At 56.1% G+C, this 17,158-nt stretch carries 19 protein-coding genes; 7 read left to right on the forward strand and 12 right to left on the reverse strand.

Annotation, left to right across the window (positions count from 1 at the left end; translation table 11 throughout):
- Window positions 1-321: 321 nt before the first annotated feature.
- The 5 genes from QTL98_RS12455 to QTL98_RS12475 all read right to left on the reverse strand — a co-directional run bounded on the left by QTL98_RS12455 (window position 322) and on the right by QTL98_RS12475 (window position 4,060).
- Window positions 322-2,088: an ABC-three component system protein gene (locus QTL98_RS12455; RefSeq protein WP_395556886.1), complete on the reverse strand. Its 1,767-nt coding sequence runs from the start codon at window positions 2,086-2,088 to the stop codon at window positions 322-324.
- The gene (locus QTL98_RS12460) at window positions 2,085-2,336 is read right to left on the reverse strand and encodes an ABC-three component system middle component 6 (protein ID WP_395556885.1); all 252 of its coding nucleotides are present in this window, start codon (window positions 2,334-2,336) and stop codon (window positions 2,085-2,087) included. Before QTL98_RS12460 ends, QTL98_RS12455 begins: the two co-directional genes overlap by 4 nt.
- Window positions 2,333-3,265 (reverse strand): ABC-three component system protein, encoded by a 933-nt coding sequence (locus QTL98_RS12465; RefSeq protein ID WP_395556884.1) that lies wholly within the window; start codon window positions 3,263-3,265, stop codon window positions 2,333-2,335. Before QTL98_RS12465 ends, QTL98_RS12460 begins: the two co-directional genes overlap by 4 nt.
- A gap of 221 nt (window positions 3,266-3,486) precedes the next feature.
- Window positions 3,487-3,774 (reverse strand): type II toxin-antitoxin system RelE/ParE family toxin, encoded by a 288-nt coding sequence (locus QTL98_RS12470; RefSeq protein ID WP_395556883.1) that lies wholly within the window; start codon window positions 3,772-3,774, stop codon window positions 3,487-3,489.
- Window positions 3,761-4,060 carry a type II toxin-antitoxin system RelB/DinJ family antitoxin gene (locus QTL98_RS12475; protein ID WP_084832994.1) on the reverse strand — a complete coding sequence of 100 codons (300 nt, stop codon included), beginning with the start codon at window positions 4,058-4,060 and terminating at the stop codon, window positions 3,761-3,763. Before QTL98_RS12475 ends, QTL98_RS12470 begins: the two co-directional genes overlap by 14 nt.
- Before the next feature lie 145 nt (window positions 4,061-4,205).
- On the opposite strand from QTL98_RS12475, the gene QTL98_RS12480 reads away from it, so the two are divergent.
- Window positions 4,206-4,412 carry a hypothetical protein gene (locus tag QTL98_RS12480; protein WP_445678802.1) on the forward strand — a complete coding sequence of 69 codons (207 nt, stop codon included), beginning with the start codon at window positions 4,206-4,208 and terminating at the stop codon, window positions 4,410-4,412.
- A gap of 156 nt (window positions 4,413-4,568) precedes the next feature.
- On the opposite strand, the gene traI is transcribed toward QTL98_RS12480, so the two are convergent.
- Both traI and QTL98_RS12490 read right to left on the reverse strand, forming a co-directional pair.
- Window positions 4,569-6,521, reverse strand: a complete 1,953-nt coding sequence (traI, locus tag QTL98_RS12485) for a TraI/MobA(P) family conjugative relaxase (protein ID WP_445678803.1) — start codon at window positions 6,519-6,521, stop codon at window positions 4,569-4,571.
- Window positions 6,518-6,898: a plasmid mobilization protein gene (locus tag QTL98_RS12490; RefSeq protein WP_445678804.1), complete on the reverse strand. Its 381-nt coding sequence runs from the start codon at window positions 6,896-6,898 to the stop codon at window positions 6,518-6,520. Before QTL98_RS12490 ends, traI begins: the two co-directional genes overlap by 4 nt.
- A 344-nt stretch (window positions 6,899-7,242) precedes the next feature.
- Between QTL98_RS12490 and QTL98_RS12495 the strand changes: the two genes are divergently transcribed.
- The 6 genes from QTL98_RS12495 (at window position 7,243) to QTL98_RS12520 (ending at window position 11,198) form a co-directional block, all read left to right on the forward strand.
- Window positions 7,243-7,485, forward strand: a complete 243-nt coding sequence (locus tag QTL98_RS12495) for a TraK family protein (RefSeq protein WP_016943286.1) — start codon at window positions 7,243-7,245, stop codon at window positions 7,483-7,485.
- 91 nt (window positions 7,486-7,576) lie between these two features.
- Complete coding sequence (locus tag QTL98_RS12500) at window positions 7,577-7,786, forward strand: TraC family protein (RefSeq protein ID WP_016943285.1); 210 nt, start codon at window positions 7,577-7,579, stop codon at window positions 7,784-7,786.
- A gap of 2 nt (window positions 7,787-7,788) precedes the next feature.
- Window positions 7,789-8,013: a hypothetical protein gene (locus QTL98_RS12505; RefSeq protein ID WP_001749832.1), complete on the forward strand. Its 225-nt coding sequence runs from the start codon at window positions 7,789-7,791 to the stop codon at window positions 8,011-8,013.
- A gap of 269 nt (window positions 8,014-8,282) precedes the next feature.
- On the forward strand, window positions 8,283-9,077 hold the full coding sequence (gene trbJ, locus QTL98_RS12510) for a P-type conjugative transfer protein TrbJ (protein ID WP_445678805.1): 795 nt from the start codon (window positions 8,283-8,285) through the stop codon (window positions 9,075-9,077).
- Between the two features lie 190 nt (window positions 9,078-9,267).
- Window positions 9,268-10,875 carry a P-type conjugative transfer protein TrbL gene (gene trbL / locus QTL98_RS12515; protein WP_445678806.1) on the forward strand — a complete coding sequence of 536 codons (1,608 nt, stop codon included), beginning with the start codon at window positions 9,268-9,270 and terminating at the stop codon, window positions 10,873-10,875.
- Window positions 10,876-10,877: 2 nt separating this feature from the next.
- Entirely contained in the window at window positions 10,878-11,198 is a 321-nt protein-coding gene (locus QTL98_RS12520) for a hypothetical protein (RefSeq protein WP_117252136.1), read from the forward strand.
- A gap of 525 nt (window positions 11,199-11,723) precedes the next feature.
- On the opposite strand, the gene repC is transcribed toward QTL98_RS12520, so the two are convergent.
- From repC to guaA, 5 genes are all read right to left on the reverse strand, one after another.
- Complete coding sequence (repC, locus tag QTL98_RS12525) at window positions 11,724-12,623, reverse strand: replication protein C, IncQ-type (RefSeq protein ID WP_060426177.1); 900 nt, start codon at window positions 12,621-12,623, stop codon at window positions 11,724-11,726.
- Entirely contained in the window at window positions 12,610-13,476 is an 867-nt protein-coding gene (locus QTL98_RS12530; protein WP_085451427.1) for a helicase RepA family protein, read from the reverse strand. Before QTL98_RS12530 ends, repC begins: the two co-directional genes overlap by 14 nt.
- A gap of 3 nt (window positions 13,477-13,479) precedes the next feature.
- Window positions 13,480-13,710, reverse strand: coding sequence for a helix-turn-helix transcriptional regulator (locus tag QTL98_RS12535; RefSeq protein ID WP_001565729.1), 231 nt, complete (start codon window positions 13,708-13,710; stop codon window positions 13,480-13,482).
- Between the two features lie 285 nt (window positions 13,711-13,995).
- The gene (locus QTL98_RS12540; protein WP_001341055.1) at window positions 13,996-15,204 is read right to left on the reverse strand and encodes a tyrosine-type recombinase/integrase; all 1,209 of its coding nucleotides are present in this window, start codon (window positions 15,202-15,204) and stop codon (window positions 13,996-13,998) included.
- Between the two features lie 308 nt (window positions 15,205-15,512).
- On the reverse strand, window positions 15,513-17,057 hold the full coding sequence (gene guaA / locus QTL98_RS12545; protein WP_510637487.1) for a glutamine-hydrolyzing GMP synthase: 1,545 nt from the start codon (window positions 17,055-17,057) through the stop codon (window positions 15,513-15,515).
- Window positions 17,058-17,158 lie beyond the last annotated feature (101 nt).

A 17,158-nucleotide genomic window follows, 5' to 3' on the forward strand; every position in this document is an offset into this window, starting at 1 on the left:
TCCGTAGAGTGCGCGCCTATCGGGCCAGCGGGACAAATAAAGCGGTTTAGCTCAACAGGAGTCAGCGACGCAGGAGAATGACATTCAAGCGAAGGCAGAAACCACCGCAGATGCTAAGCTGTTGTCACCGTTTGTATCCGATCACTCCCACTCAATTGTAAAATTACAATAAATATTCAATATTTTCATTATCTTATGTTTAACTCACCCAGGCGATACCATGGGAAATACCATGTTCCGAATTTTACTCTGAGAGCACAAACATGCTTTCATCCTGACTAACATAGCTTGTGCTCTCTAATCTATGGCGGGGTAACTTACTTAATCAAACCTGAAACCAAAAAGGCCGCCATCGTCTTCAGAGTCAGAAAGCCGTGTCGGCAACACAAACGCCTGTCTATCAATAGTACTCGGTAATGGCAGACGGTCGAAGATATCGGAATTCATAGTGACCAGATATTGTCCGCCAATACGGTCAGCAGTGGATTTCCCAAGCTGTAGTGCAATCGACACTTGACGCTCATCAACACCATCAAAAAGATGGCTGTCATGAATTAAAAAGCCGGGACCACGACGCGAATCGGCGGTCAGAGAAAGCAAGGCAAGATCTAAGCAGAATATTTCGATCTGTGAGATACCGCCACCTCTATCGCCCTGAATTGTGATCTCGAATTCTGGCCCATTATCCTTTGCGGCAACAACAAACTCTCCCGTCCGATCTCCATATAAATTCGAAATAGCCGCGCCGATAAAGAGAATAGCCTTGTCAAGTTGTGCTTGCCGCGCCTGATGATCCTCCTGTAAACGCCGTTTTAAGTTTATCCGGTCGCTTTCCAGCTCAGTCTTCTCGCCTTCGAGTATTTCAGCAGCCTTGTAGCGCTCACGCAGCGCAGCCGCCTCTACAGCTAGCGTAGCCAAACGCTCCTGCAATGCGGTGAAATCCTCTAGTGCTCCGCTACCATCTAAAAACCTAAGAATCTCGCTGCGTTCAGCATCAAGCGACATTGAACGGGTCTCTGCCTCGCTAAGCTCGTGCCTGATCGATTGGATCTGCTCTTTAAGCCTCTTTCTTCGGTTTGCCACCACTGACTCATGAAACGCTTTCACCTCTTCGAAACGTCTCACGGCGAGGGATGGCAGCTCAACACCCACAGCTTTATAAAGACGTTCCACATCCGTCGACGTGGGCGGTTGTTCGTTCCGGTACGTGGTTTCGAGATGGTCGATGGTCTGCTTCAGGATGACCGCATTTCGCTCGATCGCGAGCATTTCACCACGGATCGCTGATGCACGGTCTGACATTTCACGATAACTCTCTACAACGCGGAATGCAGCCAAATCGGCTCGTAACTTCTCAACATTCGCCTCAGCGCGGACAACCCGTGGGCGTAGCTCAGCCACCGTGCCAATAATATCCCCAACCGCGCCGCCCTTAGCCGCTTTCTTGATTTCCTCAAGCTGGCGTTCGCGCTGCCGGACTTTCTCAAGCTCAAATGGAATCGTCCAGTCAAGGCCCAACAGATATGAAAGATTGACTTGGCTATCCCACGAAGACTGCTTCTCAGACTGCTTTTCAGCCCTAATGAAGCCACCACGCCGTCGAATGAAGTACGCAATCATCGAACGAAACGTTGGCGTGTAAGATTGCTCAAACAGCGTGCCTTTCGTTGGAAACGGCAACCCAAATAGCCGATTGCCGAGAAACTCCTTCCATACCTCGTTTGAGACAAAATGGAGGCCGGATTTCTTGTCCAGCTTGGGGGTCAGCCCAAGAGCAATAGCCTGCCCCTCATCGAGAATGATCTTCGATGGTGTATTCCCCGATCGCCCAATGCGGAGCTGCACACCCTGAAATTCGAATGTTCCGTAAAAAGTGTAGGCCTTCAGAGCTTCGTGGCAAGGGAGCGCTCCAGAAGACTTTCCACCTAACAAGAAGTGGATAAGCTCTACGAGGCTCGTTTTGCCAGCACTATTGCGCGTTTGCCTATCTCCAGAATTAGGTGACTTGTCGGCAAGCAGTACATTAAGCCCCGGCCCCAATCGGACCGGCTTGAAACTCTGCAAGTCGCTCTCGATCGCTATAATCATGTGTGGTTTTCCGATCGCTGCACAAGTCCCTGCGAAAGTTCGACCGCAGAGATTGCGTATAAAAATGTGAGCGCCAAGATGAACCAGTCGTAGGGCAGCGCTGCTCCTCGCGAAGTTTCTCCTCGGCTTGCCAAGACTCGCTCCCAAATTTCGGAAACCGCTCGTGGCTCTTCAAGTTGCACGAGTATTTCACCGCCAATGCCTGCTAACGAGCGACTCTCGGAGATATGTTTCGATGGTAAAATCATGCTCCCACCTTGGCGGGATGATCTTCAAATATGTCACAGGCATCGAATAAATAAGCCAAAAGCGCCTGCGCCGCGACCTGCCTAACGGCAGTCACGGATCCGATGCCCGTGACCTGTTCATACAATGCATCCATAATCTCGCCCGGCGAAAGCGCCTCTTGCTTCAGCGCTTGATAACGGCTGGAAAACTCCCGCGCTACCAGTGCACCCATCTCAACGTTGGGATGATGCTCGAAGTATCGCTGTACATGGGGGCCGTTGCTCGAAGCGGCGGTCAACAGCTGGATCCAATGCCCCGGGAGTTGATTGAAAGTTAATTTGTCGGCAGGCACAGGTTTGATCTCGCCGCTGATTGCACCTCCGGCCGCTATCGTGGTCATCAGCGAATCCGTCAGCGCCCTAACTTCTTCAAGCTTCAGATTCTGATTATCTTCCGCCGTTGCAGCTGGCCCCAAAAGGCTGAACAAAGTGTTTTCGGGGAGTTCCTCCACAATCGCCCATATGCTTGCTGGGCCGAACGTACCAACTACGTGCAAACCCAACGCCTTGAGTTCTTCTATCTTCTGTACTGCCTCGACAGGTAATCCATTCACCAAGTTATGGGCGAAATGCCACTCTTTCATAATCGAGCCGAGATGGCCGCCTGCAAGTTGGTAGTCCTCGCCCATCTTCTTCACGATCGTCGCTACGTTGGGTGCCGCATCTTCCAACTTGCCGTAACATTGGAAAACTTGTCCGCCCGTGCTCCGGTACCCATCACATCCTTTATCACCAAGAGAGCCAAAAGGCCGCACTCGGATGAAGTCACTTAAGTAACGCGCCTCCATTACCGTTGAAAAAAAATCCTGAAAAGCGACGCCATAAGCACTCCGGATCTTTAGATCGAACGTAACCCGATATTGCCAACGCTGAATCGGCTGCATTGTCATGATTAAAGGAACGCCTCTCTGTTACGTTTCCAGCTAATGTAGTATGCGCGTGCATGCGGGGTCTTGCCAACCTTTGAAAGAAAGACTTGCGCCGCGTGATAGTGATTATTTTCAACCATTACCGTTTCTCTCTTCATGGTCAAAAATGGCAGAAGCATAAGCGAACTCAAGATCGGCATAACCATCGCCACGTCCGTAGCGAATTTTAATGGTCACTCCCATTATTCGTTAGTTGAAGGCCATTGCTGTGCTGCGTGCAACACACGCAGAATGCGCACAATCAAAGGGTCTTCCGTATACACAACAATGTAGTTTGCTCGGACGACCATTTCTCGCGTACCTTCAATCCGTCCACAACGGTATAGCCTCGGATGTTCCGGCAGCCTCGCTGCCTTGGCTTCTATATCGTCTTTCAGCCATTGAGCAGCGTCTGGATTGTCGTCTGAGATGTAATCAACAATTGCCAGTAAATCCGCTCGTGCCAGTTGGGACCATTCAAGCTCGGGCACGGCGCTTCCTGTCGATAAGATCTTGCGCCTCGTCCATTACCTGTTGATGTGGTACATCCGGCTGGCTGTCCGACAAAGCCTCATGCACCTTGGCGCGGAACCACTTGTCATGGGCTTCCGGGTCAGTTGTCAGTCCCACAGGCAAACCGCCTTCTTTGGTGACGCGAGTCAGGAAAATTCGCACGGCATCCGAGACTGATAGACCAACGTTAGCGAGCTTTTCGGTCGCATCAGCCTTCAGCTTGTCGTCTACACGGATGTGCAGCATGGATGTTTGAGCAGCCATCGTATTTCTCCTAGTGTCAGATCCCCTTGATTGTGTATCTCATTCGAGATACAGTCAAGGGCCAACTACTGCTGGCTTGGGCGCTGGGCTACCTGCGGCAGGGCGACGTAATTGAGCGGATCCTGAACAAGAAGGAAATCGCCAAATGAATGACGAGACAAATCCCGTTAATATCCGGAAAGATCGCCCTCACGACGAGATGATGGCCGAACTGTTTCGCTCGGATCCAGCCCATGCGATAGCAATATTGGCCGAGGTGCGCCGTTGTGGCGATGCCGACGAGTTGCACATCCTTATCCGACAGCTTAGAACTGCATTTGGACCGGACTGGCCCGGCTTCATTAATGATTAAACCTAATCTTTTTAGCGTTGTTGCAGACTCCGGATTGCCACATGTCCGCATAGCGGATACTCAACTATCCTCCTAATGTGTATCACCTGTGCCGAACGGAGCTTTTGCATTTCTGTCTTTCTTTTCCTCGGCGCTTTGGATTGTGCAATCCAAATCTTATGTCAGTTCGTTAGACCTGCCTTCTGGTCGCTTCTTGCCACGCTGAGGCGTTGCCGCCGCCGACTTGCTTCCCTCATGCACTTGGGTGCCCGTCTGGCCGTGCACCTCGGCCTGAAAGGCCTTCTCCATTTCCTTATGCTCGGCCGTCTCACGGCGCATCTGCTCCATCGCCGGATCGGTGAACGTGACCTTGAGGCCGTGCATACCAGCAAGCTGCGCGACCTCAAGTCGGAACTCGTCTGTGCCTTCCACGATGAGGGCTTGGCCCTCGAACCGCTTGGACGCCAGTTCGAGCGCAACCAGTGCCGCGCCGGTCGTGGCTTTCTGAGCCTGAACGTGCGTCTTCCGGTCGATCACCATGCCGCCGTCGATGGTGCTGTACGCCATCGTCCCGTCTTTCCGAGCCTTGGGCTTGAGCTTGTCGAGAACGACAGCCTTGGCCTTGTCGGCCCGGTCGGCGGTCAGTAGCTCCCCGTTCCAGCGCCGTGTCCGTTCCTCGCGGTCGCGCAGCACGGCCAGCGCCTCGGCGTTGCCGCGCTCGGCCTGCTGCGTCAGCCAGTCGGCCCAAGTGGGCATCGTCGTTTGTTTGAACAGCGCCTGACGGCGAGCGTCTGCGCTCTGGCGGTTCTTTTGGCGCGAGGCGTCGGCCTGCTGCTTGATAGTGCCGTACATCAGGCGTTTGGTCGGCCCCTTGCCCGCGACCTTCAAAAGCATTCGCTCTGTCTGGCTCCACTGCCGCACCTGCGCATTGAAAGCCGCACTCTCGCGCTTGATCTGGTCGAGGCCCTGACGGCGGGCCAGAATGGCCGCCTGTCGCTCGCGCTGGTACTGGTTGAACAGGCTCGCTGTCGTCGGGTTATCCGGCCGCCGGGGTCGTGGCTCGTACCGCTTGCGGTTCGCCTTCGCTTCGACCTGCCGTTCGGAAGGCTGGAACGGGCCAAGACGGTCGGTTAAGGCCTTCATGGAAAGGTCGCGACCTACGTTGCTGGCCTTCGCCCAAATGCCTAAATCTGGCTCGCCGATGACAAGGCCAGCGCCGCGCTGGCGAACCTCTAGGCCGTGCTCGGCCGCTGCGTCGTGCAGCTCCTGCCAGCTCGTCGCCTGCCGCATCGCCGGGGCCAGCTCGCGGGCCGCGTACCCGGTCAGCGTCTCAATGCCGGACTGCGCCTCCACGCTGGCCACTTTCGCGCCGATGCGGACTGGCTCCGCTTTATCCGCTGACTGCTTCTGTAGACGGGTATCGGACAGCTTGCGCAACCCGTTCAGGGTTTTGGCTTCGGGAGGCTCCGATATGCTGAGGTCGTAAGCGTTTCTAAGATGTTTACGGAATAGGCTATCGCGCTGCTCTGGGGCTTTCGCTGGCAACAGCTCAATGCCGCGGTTCTGATGCCGCTGCTTTGCCTCCAGACCATGAAACGTTCTTTGCAAGCCATGCTCTACCTCAAGACGCTCACAGGCCTCCATCAGGCGGAACTGATCGTAATAGGGTTCGATGTTCTGTAACCCGGTCGGGTGAACCTTGTTGATGGCTACATGCACATGCAGGTTATCGGTGTCGATATGAACCGCTGATACACGCTGGTGCTCATCGAGGCCGATGGCAGCGCATAGTTCGTCTTCGATGGCGTGCAGCGTCTCAAGGTCTGGCTGCTCGCCGGGCGGGAAGGAATAGACAAAGTGGTACGTCTTTTCCGCCTTCGACCTGGTGTTAGCCGCTTGCGTGGCTTGGATTAAGATAGCGGCATCTGCCGGATCATCCGTGCCGCAGTTGGTAACACGGTAGCTGGCGACCTTCTCGCCCTCGGTCGTGCCATTGGCGGAATCCAGAATGTAATCGGCTGTGCGCTCCCAGCTCGTCGGGTCAATGCCACCCTTGGCCGCCACCATATACTTGATTAAACGGGCTGGGCTTGAGGCCTTGCGTTCACGGTTGATGCGATGCGCGATCATTTGGAAACTCTCCCCATGAGCGCCCGCATGTCCTCTTGGATTGCGCGGAAATCCATCATCATCGTTTCCACGTCAATCGGCCGAGCGCCCTGACCGCGTTTCTCAGCGAGCCACAATTTCAGCAGTCCGGCCACTCGGCCTAGGTCGCCATTCACTTTTGCCAACTGGCGGACGGCTTCCAAATCGGCACGTGACCCTATAGGCAGATTCAGCCCAACGGCGCGAAGGAAAGCGGCATTCGACAATCCCGCCTGATCGGCCCTTTCGGCTAGCTCTCTTTTTTCATCACTGCTGACCCAAACCTCAATTCGCTCACGCCGTGGACGTGTCCCACGCGAATGCGGCTTAATAGCCGCAATCGCATTTTCACCGGCCATAAACCTTTCCTCTTTGGTGTAAATGTCGCGGAGCGACTGACAGCCTCGCAGAGCAAGATGCCGTCGAACCGCAGGTGAGTAAGGGGCGGTGTTGGACGGGTGCGGGCTTGCTCGTACCGGTACAACACACATCTTGCCGTACTGCTCAGTGCAATTTTAGGCAATTTAACGCTAATGGCCAGCTTCGCTAACATCAGTTGCGTTCATTTTCCTATAATTGCGCTAGTTTTCCTTAAATCGCGCAGCGTCGCGTTATTACGAGCGCAGAATTGCGTAAAATTGCGCTAATTTTCTTTGCTTGGATATACTGGTTTGGACCGAACGTTGAGAACGGAGAAAGGCACATGACCGACCATCAAAATGCAAATACTGAACGTCGCCCTCAACGCCGTGGCCGCGCATCGTTCGTGGCGGTACTGGATGAGGTGCGGAAGGAGCACGAACGCGGGGTACCGCTGGTATGGATTTATGAGGCATTCGCGGACCGGCTCGAAATGGGATACACCCAGTTCACCAAATACGTCACACGATACATCAAACAAGGTCAGCCAATCCTCGCTCCCTACAAGCACGACGGGAAGCGATGATCCTGTTATGGCCAAACATGCCGACGGTCGTTAGAATGCAATTACATTCAACGGCGTAAAGCCAAAATGGCACCAAAGAGGAGTGGATAAATTGGCCAGAAAGACACTTTCAGAGCGGCGAGCTGATGCGCTTTCGGAGCTTGAAACGGCAAAAGCAAGGCTGGCAAAACTTGACAATGAGGCAGCAGAAAGAATCGGAAGAATTGCAATAAAGTCAGGATTGGTTAATCTTGAGCTTACGGACGATCAAGTCCGAGAGGAATTCGACAAAATCGTGGAAAGGATCAGCAAGGGGAATTGATCATGAAGACAGCTCACCGCATTAGCGCATTGGCCAATCAACTCAACGAACTGCAAGCCTGCCTCGGTCGAACCAGTGGGCGGCCTAGCAAGAGCGTTATGGAAGCCCAGCGCATTGCGGCCGAGCTGGCTTCTTCACTCGAAGAGTGGCACCTTGAAACGTTGCACATCCCTGAAACAGAGCGTGACCTCTATCGCGTACAGAATCCCTATTACGCGGCCCACTGACGCCACGCACCGGCTTATCAAAAGCTCACTTCGGTGGGCTTTTTTTTGTCCGCAAAACGTATCAAAACGGACAGCCAAGCCCGTTCCGCTCGTCATGAAAAACGCGATCAAAATCATAGTGTTGAGAAACAATCTCGTGAAGATTGACGGACAGTTTACGGACATAAATCATTGAATTCTATGCGGATACAAGATTATCCGCATATTTAAAACCGCTCCATATCGGTCAATAATCAAACCTCGGACGATGAGAAAATGAGGTATTCGGTATGGAAATGGAATCGCAAAAAACGTCGGCTTATGCCGCCCGAAAATTCGGTCGAGGCGCGACACTAGCTCTGGCAATGGCAAGCACAGGCCTTGGTGTAAGTCTCTACATGGCACCTGCCCCGGCTTACGCCATCTACTGCTCGAACTGCTCGACGTTCTATCAGCAGATGTTCGAGTACGCCGAAGCGGTCAACACGCAGCTGAACACGGCCCAGCAACTGGCAACGCAGATTCAGCAGTATCAAAACATGGTCACGCAGGGTCTGAGTTTGCCCAACTCCATGTTCGGCAGTATCGCGGCCGACCTGCAAAGCGTGGCGAATATCTACACGAAGTCGCAGGCCTTGGGCCGCCAAATCCAGAACATGGATTCGCAGTTCAACACGCAGTTTCCCGGCTTCGAGTCCTACCTGAATCAAGCCGCGAACTCGGCGGAAGCCCCGGCGCGGGATCGTTATCAGAAGTGGTCAGAGCAGGGGCGCGACAACGTGAAGGCGGCGATGGAAGCGGCGAACCTCAATACCGGCACTTTCGAGTCTGAGGACGCGCAGCTTGCCCGCATGGTTTCCCGTTCGCAGTCGGCCGCTGGCCGGATGCAGGCGATTCAGGCGGGCAACGAAATAGCCTCGCAGAACGTGCAGCAACTGCAAAAGCTGCGCGATCTGGTAGCCACGCAAATCAACATGCAGGGCAACTACATGGCGCAGCAAGGCGACCGGAGGGCCGCTAGCGAAGCCGCCGAACAACAATTCGAAGCTCGGAAGAATAACTGGGGACCTTCGGAGGACTTCTAATCATGTTGATATCTAAGACTTTTATCGCTGTGCTGTGCATCGCTTCTGCTCTTGGGGGTGCTGTTGTGTCCGGTGTCTTTGTTTCCGTCAGCACCAATTGCGCGACTGCTGAACGGCCTATGCCGACAGATGCCGATAAAAACTTCGAAGCCCGGAAAAACAACTGGGGTCCATCTGAGGATTTCTAACTATGCAACGTTCAGCACTACTCGCACTCATCGGTGCGGTGCTCTTGCTTTCGGCCGGCACTGCTGCGGCAGCAGGAGATATAACTCAAGGCAATGAAATGAATGGGCTTTTGCGGATGCTCTATGACGCCGCAAGTGAATGGTCACCACGACTACAGGGCTATGCACTCACATTGCTGGCTTCCCTTGCACTAATCCAATTGGTGTGGACGTTCATGCCTTTAGTCATGAAACAAGCTGACTTCGGCGAAATCGTCGGCGAGTTGATCCGCTTCTTCATGGCTATCGGCTTTTTCTACGCGATCATTGAGCATTCCGTTCCTTGGGCGACAGCTGTAGTAGACAGTTTTCGCGAAGCAGCGGGCACGGCTAGCGGTTTGGGCCGTGCGCTTCAGCCGGGCGATATGTTCGCGGTCGCCGTCGATTTCTCGCGCACCATCGTAGAGGGAATCTCAGTTTTCTCTCCGGGTAAAGCGGTCCTCATCGCGCTTGTTGGCTGTTTGGTTTTACTGTGCTTCGCCTTCATCGCGGCATTCATGTTTGTGACGCTTGTAGAGTCATACGTCATCATCAACGCCTCCGTGCTGTTCTTCGGCTTTGGTGGTTCGCAATGGACACGCGACTTTGCAATTGCTCCGCTCCGCTTCGTTATCGCAGTAGGTGCCAAGCTGTTCGTCCTAACGTTGATCGTAGGAATTATCGTCACTTCGGCGAAGTCTTGGTTAGCAGCGTATACCAACGACGAAGCGTCTCTGATGACATTGGCGGGCTTGGCTCTGGTATGCGCATACCTGACTAAGACTATTCCCGAATTGATCGGCGGGATGATTAGCGGCACGTCGATGGGCGGCGGATCAGCCATTGGTGGCATGGCGGCTGCCGGTGCGGCCGGTGCGGCGGCGGCGATCGCAACCATCGCCACGGCCGGTGCGGCGGCTCCGGCTGCTGCCGGTGCTCTTGGCGCGGCCGGGAGTGGTAGTGCAGCGGGGGCAGGTGCGGCGGGTGCCGGTGGGCTTGGCGGCGGCGGTCTGGCGGCCGCGATCAATTCCAGCTTTGCCGGTAGTAGTGCGCCCGCCGCAGCCGCATCAGGTGGCGGGGCGGCCTCTGGCCTCGGCGCGAGCACTGGCGGTCAAGCGGCGGCCAAGGGCGCGTCGTCGGCAGGTGCCAGAGTGGGCGGCAGCGGCGCACCACAAACGCCGGGCGCAACGCCGCAGCAGCCTAACAGCGGCGTACAGCAGGCCGGGAAGTCCGCGCAGGTCAATGACGACAAAGACCAGCAAGCGACCCCAAATGGGGGAGTTGTGAGCTCCGGCAACGCACTTTCCCAAGCGGCCAATGGTGGCGCAAAGATGCTCGGCGTGATGGCCTCGATGGCAGTGCCGGGCATGGAGAACGCGCACGGCTTGTCTCTTGGCGCAGGATCTGCGCCACCTGTTCCCGACGATACCAGTTCGGCCGCTCCAGCCAATGGAGCGGAATCTGCCGCGGAACCTAGACAAGCGGAATCTAACGTCATCCGTCCGGCCTCGGACAACAGCTCTACTCCCGGCCGCCTCGCCTCGCTCAATGTGCCGGGCATGCCCTCGAATAACGACCAACCGGAGAAATAACCATGATGGACATTCTGATGTTCGCTGGATTCGTAGTACTCGCCTCGACTTTCGCCATCGGCATGTGGGCACTCGGCCGGTGGCTGCGTAGCAAGGGCTACGGACCACAGCTCGATAGGCTGGATCGCCAATACACGGCCTTGCAGCTTCGAGTAAGCCCGCTCGCCTTGACGGCTTCCTACCGCATGTTTTCCGGGGCGCAGGCTCTGAATCGCCTACCTTTGCTAGGCAGCAAGAATAACGCCGCCTTGAACCAGCAAGTTTTGATGGCCATCCAAGCCGCGCAGGAAGCCCAGAGGCAAGAGAAGCGCGACAATCGCTGATCGCTGGCCAGCCTCACAGACAACCCCGCCTGAGTGCGGGGTTTTGTTTTCCTGCCGCTGCTTCTCCGTCTATTACACACCGCAAAAACGACCTGTATCGCGGTGTGAGAAGTTTTAACACATGACAGCCACAACCACATTCCGACACTGAAAAAAACGCCGCCACAGCCCATACAGGAGGGATTTTGACGCTTTCGCAGGCCGTTAGAGGCCTTATGTCGATTTTGGCCCTGCCCTTCCCTTTTTGGTGCCTGATCGTCTTTTTGCCGGTTTCAACGGCTCGACCAGGTGCTGTGACCGGTGGGTAATCCACGGAACTAGCCGCGTCGGCGACGGCAGGCCCGCCCTACCTTTTTTGGTGCCCAACGGCCGTAGGCCGACCAAGAGCAGCAAGCGAGGAGCTGCGCCATCAAGGCGCGGCACTTAGCGCGCATGCTGGAGATTCTTAGAGAATCTTGGATGGAATTTGCGAACGGCCCGCAAAGGCCCGCCGTTGCTGGGTTTTCAGAAACCGGCCGGGTGCCGTTAAACAGGGGGTTGGGTACTGTTAAACAGGGGGTGGGGTGCCGTTAAACAGGGGGGAGCAGCGTTACAGTCGGATGCCTTGGGTCGCCCGATTTCCCATTTGCCCTTAGCATACTCGTCCAGCTTCCAACCCACGGCAGCAAGCTCGGCCAGCGCCTTGCGTGCCGTCTGGCGGCGTTTTTTGATGGTATTCGGGTTCGTCGGTTCATCCGGCCAAACATAGCCGCATAGCGTGTCCAGCTCTACCCGCCCCGACTTACCGAGGTCAATCCAGCCGCATAGTCGTTGATGAATCAGGCGGGCGGGGTCGGTCTGTAGCTTCCTAACTTCGGCCATGTCTATGCGGATGTGCTGCCCACCCATGATTGCGCGAGCAATAAGAGGGTTCAATGCCACATACAGCTTGCCGTCCTGCTCATCACTTGCGTACTCGGACAGCAAACGGAAGCCCTGCCGCCTCCTTCCATTTTGCGCAATGATAGAGACTTTCCAGAGCCTCTCAATGCAATCGCGTACTGGCCTAGTATTGTCGATATCTGCATAGCCAACCTCACGGGCCAGCGACCGATAGCTACCCTTGACCACCATCGCATCCTGCTGGACGGCTTCCCACTTGGGTTCGAGAAATAGCCGCAGCTGCCGACCGGCTTCTGTCTGAGGATCGGGAGAAAGCACAAGGCCAGAAGGTCCAGCCATTGCTACCAGTCCTTGCAGAATGCGGAGATCGTCGGCCCCCAGCGGTTCCGGCCCACTGAACTCGATACGCTTGCCGTTGCCGTAGTCATATACAACGTCCAGCTTGCTACGCTTGCGTTCGCCACGTTTGAGGCTACGGAACAGACCGGGTGCCAGACAATGCACCGGGTCGTGCCGGGCGTGAGTCAAGTCATACTTGCTCACGTTGACGCCCCTTTCCGCTGCCCTGCTTGGCGTCCAACAGCTCCACCGGCAGCAACACACCGCCATCCCGCCGTTCATACCATTGGTCATGCGGGGTAGAGTCGTAATTCTGTTTGCTGACACCAAAACGGACAAAGAAGCCGCGCCGGTCGTTGCCGATGGGCTGACGGTCATAGGCGCGGTCGCTGAGGCTCTTGGCCTCGTCCTCGGTCATCTTTGCGACGAAGCCGCACCAGCGGGCATTGTCGATTAGAGCGGATGCGCCTCGTGCCGCTTGCTGTTGATCCGTCTGCCCATCGCGGGCACTGCCCTTGCTGACATGGTGCAGATACAGAACTGACGCCCCGGTACTGGCCGCAATATGCTCAAGAGTGGCGACAAGCCTTGCCATGTCACCATTGCTGTTCTCGTCCCTATCATGAATGCGGCTCAGGGTATCCAGTACGATCAACCGGGCACCGGCGCAAAATTCAATGACGCGAGCAAGGTGCCGCTCATCCATCACGTTCAAGCGCCTACCCATGATCGGCTCAAGAGTGAGGTTCTGCGCGATGGCTTCGCGTGACTGCGGGTTCAGGTGTTGGCCAATGGAATGAATGCGGCGCACAAGTGCGACTTTCGGGTCTTCTCCGGCGCAATAGACCACGCGGCCAGTACCGGCCGGGGAAAGCCTTAAAAGATCGCCACCGGCAACGCTGCACGCGATGGCCATTGCCGCTTCCAGCGCCCAGAAGCTCTTGCCCGTGGCTCCGGGAGCCACCAATGCTCCTACTGTCCCAGCGAGGAAGCCCGGCCAAATAAAGTCTAGTGTGGGCGGTTCGTTCTCGAACGCTGCCCGTAAGTCAATCGCCACAATTCAGGCCCCCATTCCGGGACGAGGGGCCGAGCCGGAATGTTTGCACGCATCAATCCATGCCTCGACCTCGGCTAAATCCCACACGACCTTGCGACTACTAAGTGCGATGCGCTGAGGGAATTTTCCCTGCTTTTCAAAGTTGTAGATCGTGCGCTCGCACAGTGGAATCATCTCCAGCAGCTGCTTTTTGCTAATGAGAACTTTACTCACTCTCCTTAATTCTCTTTCCACACCGAATACCTCGTTTTGTCATCGTCAGAGGTTTAATTATTGCTGCACAATTCCTGAAAATTCCAGCACGTATTATCATCTTTTTTTCAATAAAATCATCCACTTAGTGTCCGTAAACTCATCGCTTGACGGACAACATTAATAATGCAAACCACTGTTTTTATTAGATTTAAAATAGGCAATTAAAGCCAATTTCTTGTGTCCGGAAACTCATACATTTACGGACAAAAAAAAGCCCACCAAAGTGGGCATTTCGCGACAAAATTCAGGTCTAAAGGCTTCGAATCAGTCCTTGAGGCGGGGCTTCCTGATTGTCCACTCGTCGATCATGTCCGCCCAATCCTGAAGCATTGCCCGACGCTGATCGCGGTACTCGGCCTTGTTGTAGACGGCACGAACGCCCTTCTGTTCATGCGCAAGGCACTTCTCGATCCAGTCGGTGTTATAGCCCGCCTCATGCAGTAGCGTGCTGGCAGTACGCCGCAAGTCGTGCGGTCCGAACTTGCCAAGCGACTGCCCTTCCTTCTGCGCCAGACGATAGGTCAGCGTGAGCACCTGATTGAGCGTGGCGCTGCTCATCGGCAAGTCCGAGTCATAGCGCGATGGCAGCACGTACTCCGAGCCGCCTGCGAAGGTTTTCAGAGCTATGAAAATGTCGAGCGCCTGCCTAGACAGGAACACCAAATGGGGATTGCGGCGCTTCATCCGCTCCTTGGGGATTGTCCAGAGCGCTTCGGTGAAATTGATTTCGCTCCACGTTGCGTTGGTCAGTTCGCTTTTGCGTACCATCGTCAGCAACAGCAACTTGGCGGCCGCGCGGATCGAAGGTGTGGTGCCAATGCGCTCCATGTACTGGTACATCAAGCTGATTTCATCGGGCGTCAGCGCTCGATCTCGCGGCTCAAACTTTGCAATAGTCGACGGGCGCACCAAATCGGCCGGGTTCTCAACCTTCTGGCCGCGTTCTATAGCCCAACGGAAGACCTGCATCACAATTTCGCGGCAAAGCACGGCCGTTGCCGGTGCCCCGCGTTCCACGATCGCATCAGTCAGCGCCCGTAAGTCCTCATGGGTGATTTCTGTCAGCTTCTGGTTACCGAACTTCGGCTTAAGCTCGCGCTCGAAGGTAGCTCGACGCATATCGCGGGTAACGTCAGCCATTTGATAGCCGCGTAGCCACTTTTCGCCCCAAGCACCAAAGTTTTCAGCGTCCTTAACGCGGGCTTTGTCCCGCGCCTTCTCTTTGGCTGGAGATTTCCCTGCGGCGATCATCTTCTTGGCTTCGCCCAGCCGTTCGCGGGCTTCCGCTAGCGTGATCCCTCCGACACCGTAGCGGCCGAAGGTGATTGTCTCCTGCCTGCCGTGGATCGAGTAGTTGTAGCGGAATGAAATCGAACCCGCTGGCGTGATGGCCACGTAGAGGCCGTCACGGTCATTCACTTTATAGAGCTTGTCCTTTGGCTTGAGGTTGCGCAGCTTGGTATCAGTCAGCATGGTCTGGTTGGGTTTCCTCTCAAAAATACCATGCTCAAAAAGCCCCACATATCCTCAAAAAATTTCTTTCAGGACAATGGGTTACATAAATTCGATACCATGAACACCCCATCAGAGGCGGCATGGTATCGAGTGCCGAACATGGCATCAGGTTCAAATCGTACCATCTACCATGCCATAGAAACGGGGTGCTTGGCGATGCGAAAATTTGCCAGATAGTGCCACGCCAAGAACGAAAAAAGCCCGCAATTACGCGGGCTTAGGGGTGTTTTAATGCTCTTTGGTGCCAGTCTATGCCTGACGCGGGATCATTCCCACTCAATCGTCCCCGGCGGCTTCGAGGTGATGTCGTAGACGACGCGGTTGATGCCGCGCACCTCGTTGATGATGCGGGTGGCGATGCGGCCCAGCACATCGTGCGGGATGGGGAAATAATCGGCGGTCATGCCGTCGGTGGAACTGACGGCGCGCACGGCGCAGACATGCTCGTAGGTGCGGGCATCGCCCATCACGCCCACGGTCTTGACCGGCAGCAGCACAGCAAAAGCCTGCCAGATCTTGTCATAGAGGCCCGCCTTGCGGATCTCGTCGAGATAGATGGCGTCGGCCTTGCGCAGGATGTCGGCCTTTTCCTTCGTCACTTCACCGGGCAGGCGAATGGCGAGACCTGGACCCGGGAACGGGTGGCGGGCGATGAAGGCGTCCGGCAAGCCAAGCTCGCGGCCAAGGGCGCGCACTTCGTCCTTGAAGAGCTCGCGCAGCGGCTCCACCAGCTTCATCTTCATGCGGGCCGGCAGGCCGCCCACATTGTGGTGGGACTTGATGGTGGAGCTGGGGCCGCCGAGCGACACGCTCTCGATCACGTCCGGATAGAGCGTGCCCTGGGCGAGGAAATCGGCGCCGCCGAGTTTTGCCGCTTCGGCATCGAACACATCGATGAAGAGGCCGCCGATGATCTTGCGCTTGGTCTCGGGGTCGGATACGCCGGCGAGCTTGCCGAGGAACAGCTCCTCCGCCTCCACATGTACCAGCGGGATGTTGTAATGGTCGCGGAAGAGGCTCACCACCTGCTCCGCCTCGCCCTGGCGCATCAGGCCGGTATCGACGAAGACGCAGGTGAGCTGCGAGCCGATGGCCTCATGGATGAGCACGGCGGCAACGGAGCTGTCCACACCGCCGGAAAGCGCGCAGAGCACGCGCGACGAACCCACCTGCTTGCGGATAGTGGCAATGGCCTGGTCGCGATAGGCGGCCATGGTCCAGTCGCCGGTGCAGCCCACTACGCCATGGGTGAAGTTGCGCAGGAACTGCGCGCCATGCGGGGTGTGCACCACTTCAGGGTGGAACTGCACGCCGTAGAACTGGCGGGCATCGTCGGCGATGATGGCGAAGGGCGCGCCCTCGCTGCGGGCCACGACACGGAACCCTTCGGGAATGGCGACCACACGGTCACCATGGCTCATCCACACTTCTTCAGTGCTGCCGACGCTCCAGGTGCCGTCGAAGAGCTTGCACTCCTGCTCGACATTGACGAGCGCACGGCCATATTCCTGATGGTCGGAGCCTTCCACCTTGCCGCCCAGCTGCATGCACATGGTCTGCTGGCCGTAACAAATGCCGAGCACCGGCACGCCGAGGGTAAAGACGGCTTCCGGCGCGCGGGGGCTGCCCTCTTCCGTCGTCGAGGCCGGGCTGCCGGAAAGGATGATGCCCTTGGGGTTATAGGCGCGCAGCGCCTCTTCAGACATCGAGAAGGGATGGATTTCGCAGTAAACGCCGCTCTCGCGCAGGCGCCGGGCGATCAGCTGGGTAACCTGCGATCCGAAATCGAGAATGAGAATGCGGTCATGCATCGGCGCGCACCATCCCTGAGGAACTTTGAGGGGAAGACGGGCAACGCCTGGGGCTTTGCTGACCATCAGGGATGGCGCTTTTAACGCCCCCGGCCGAGCCC

It is taken from the genome of Radicibacter daui (assembly GCA_030657355.1).
Classification (GTDB): domain Bacteria; phylum Pseudomonadota; class Alphaproteobacteria; order Radicibacterales; family Radicibacteraceae; genus Radicibacter; species Radicibacter daui.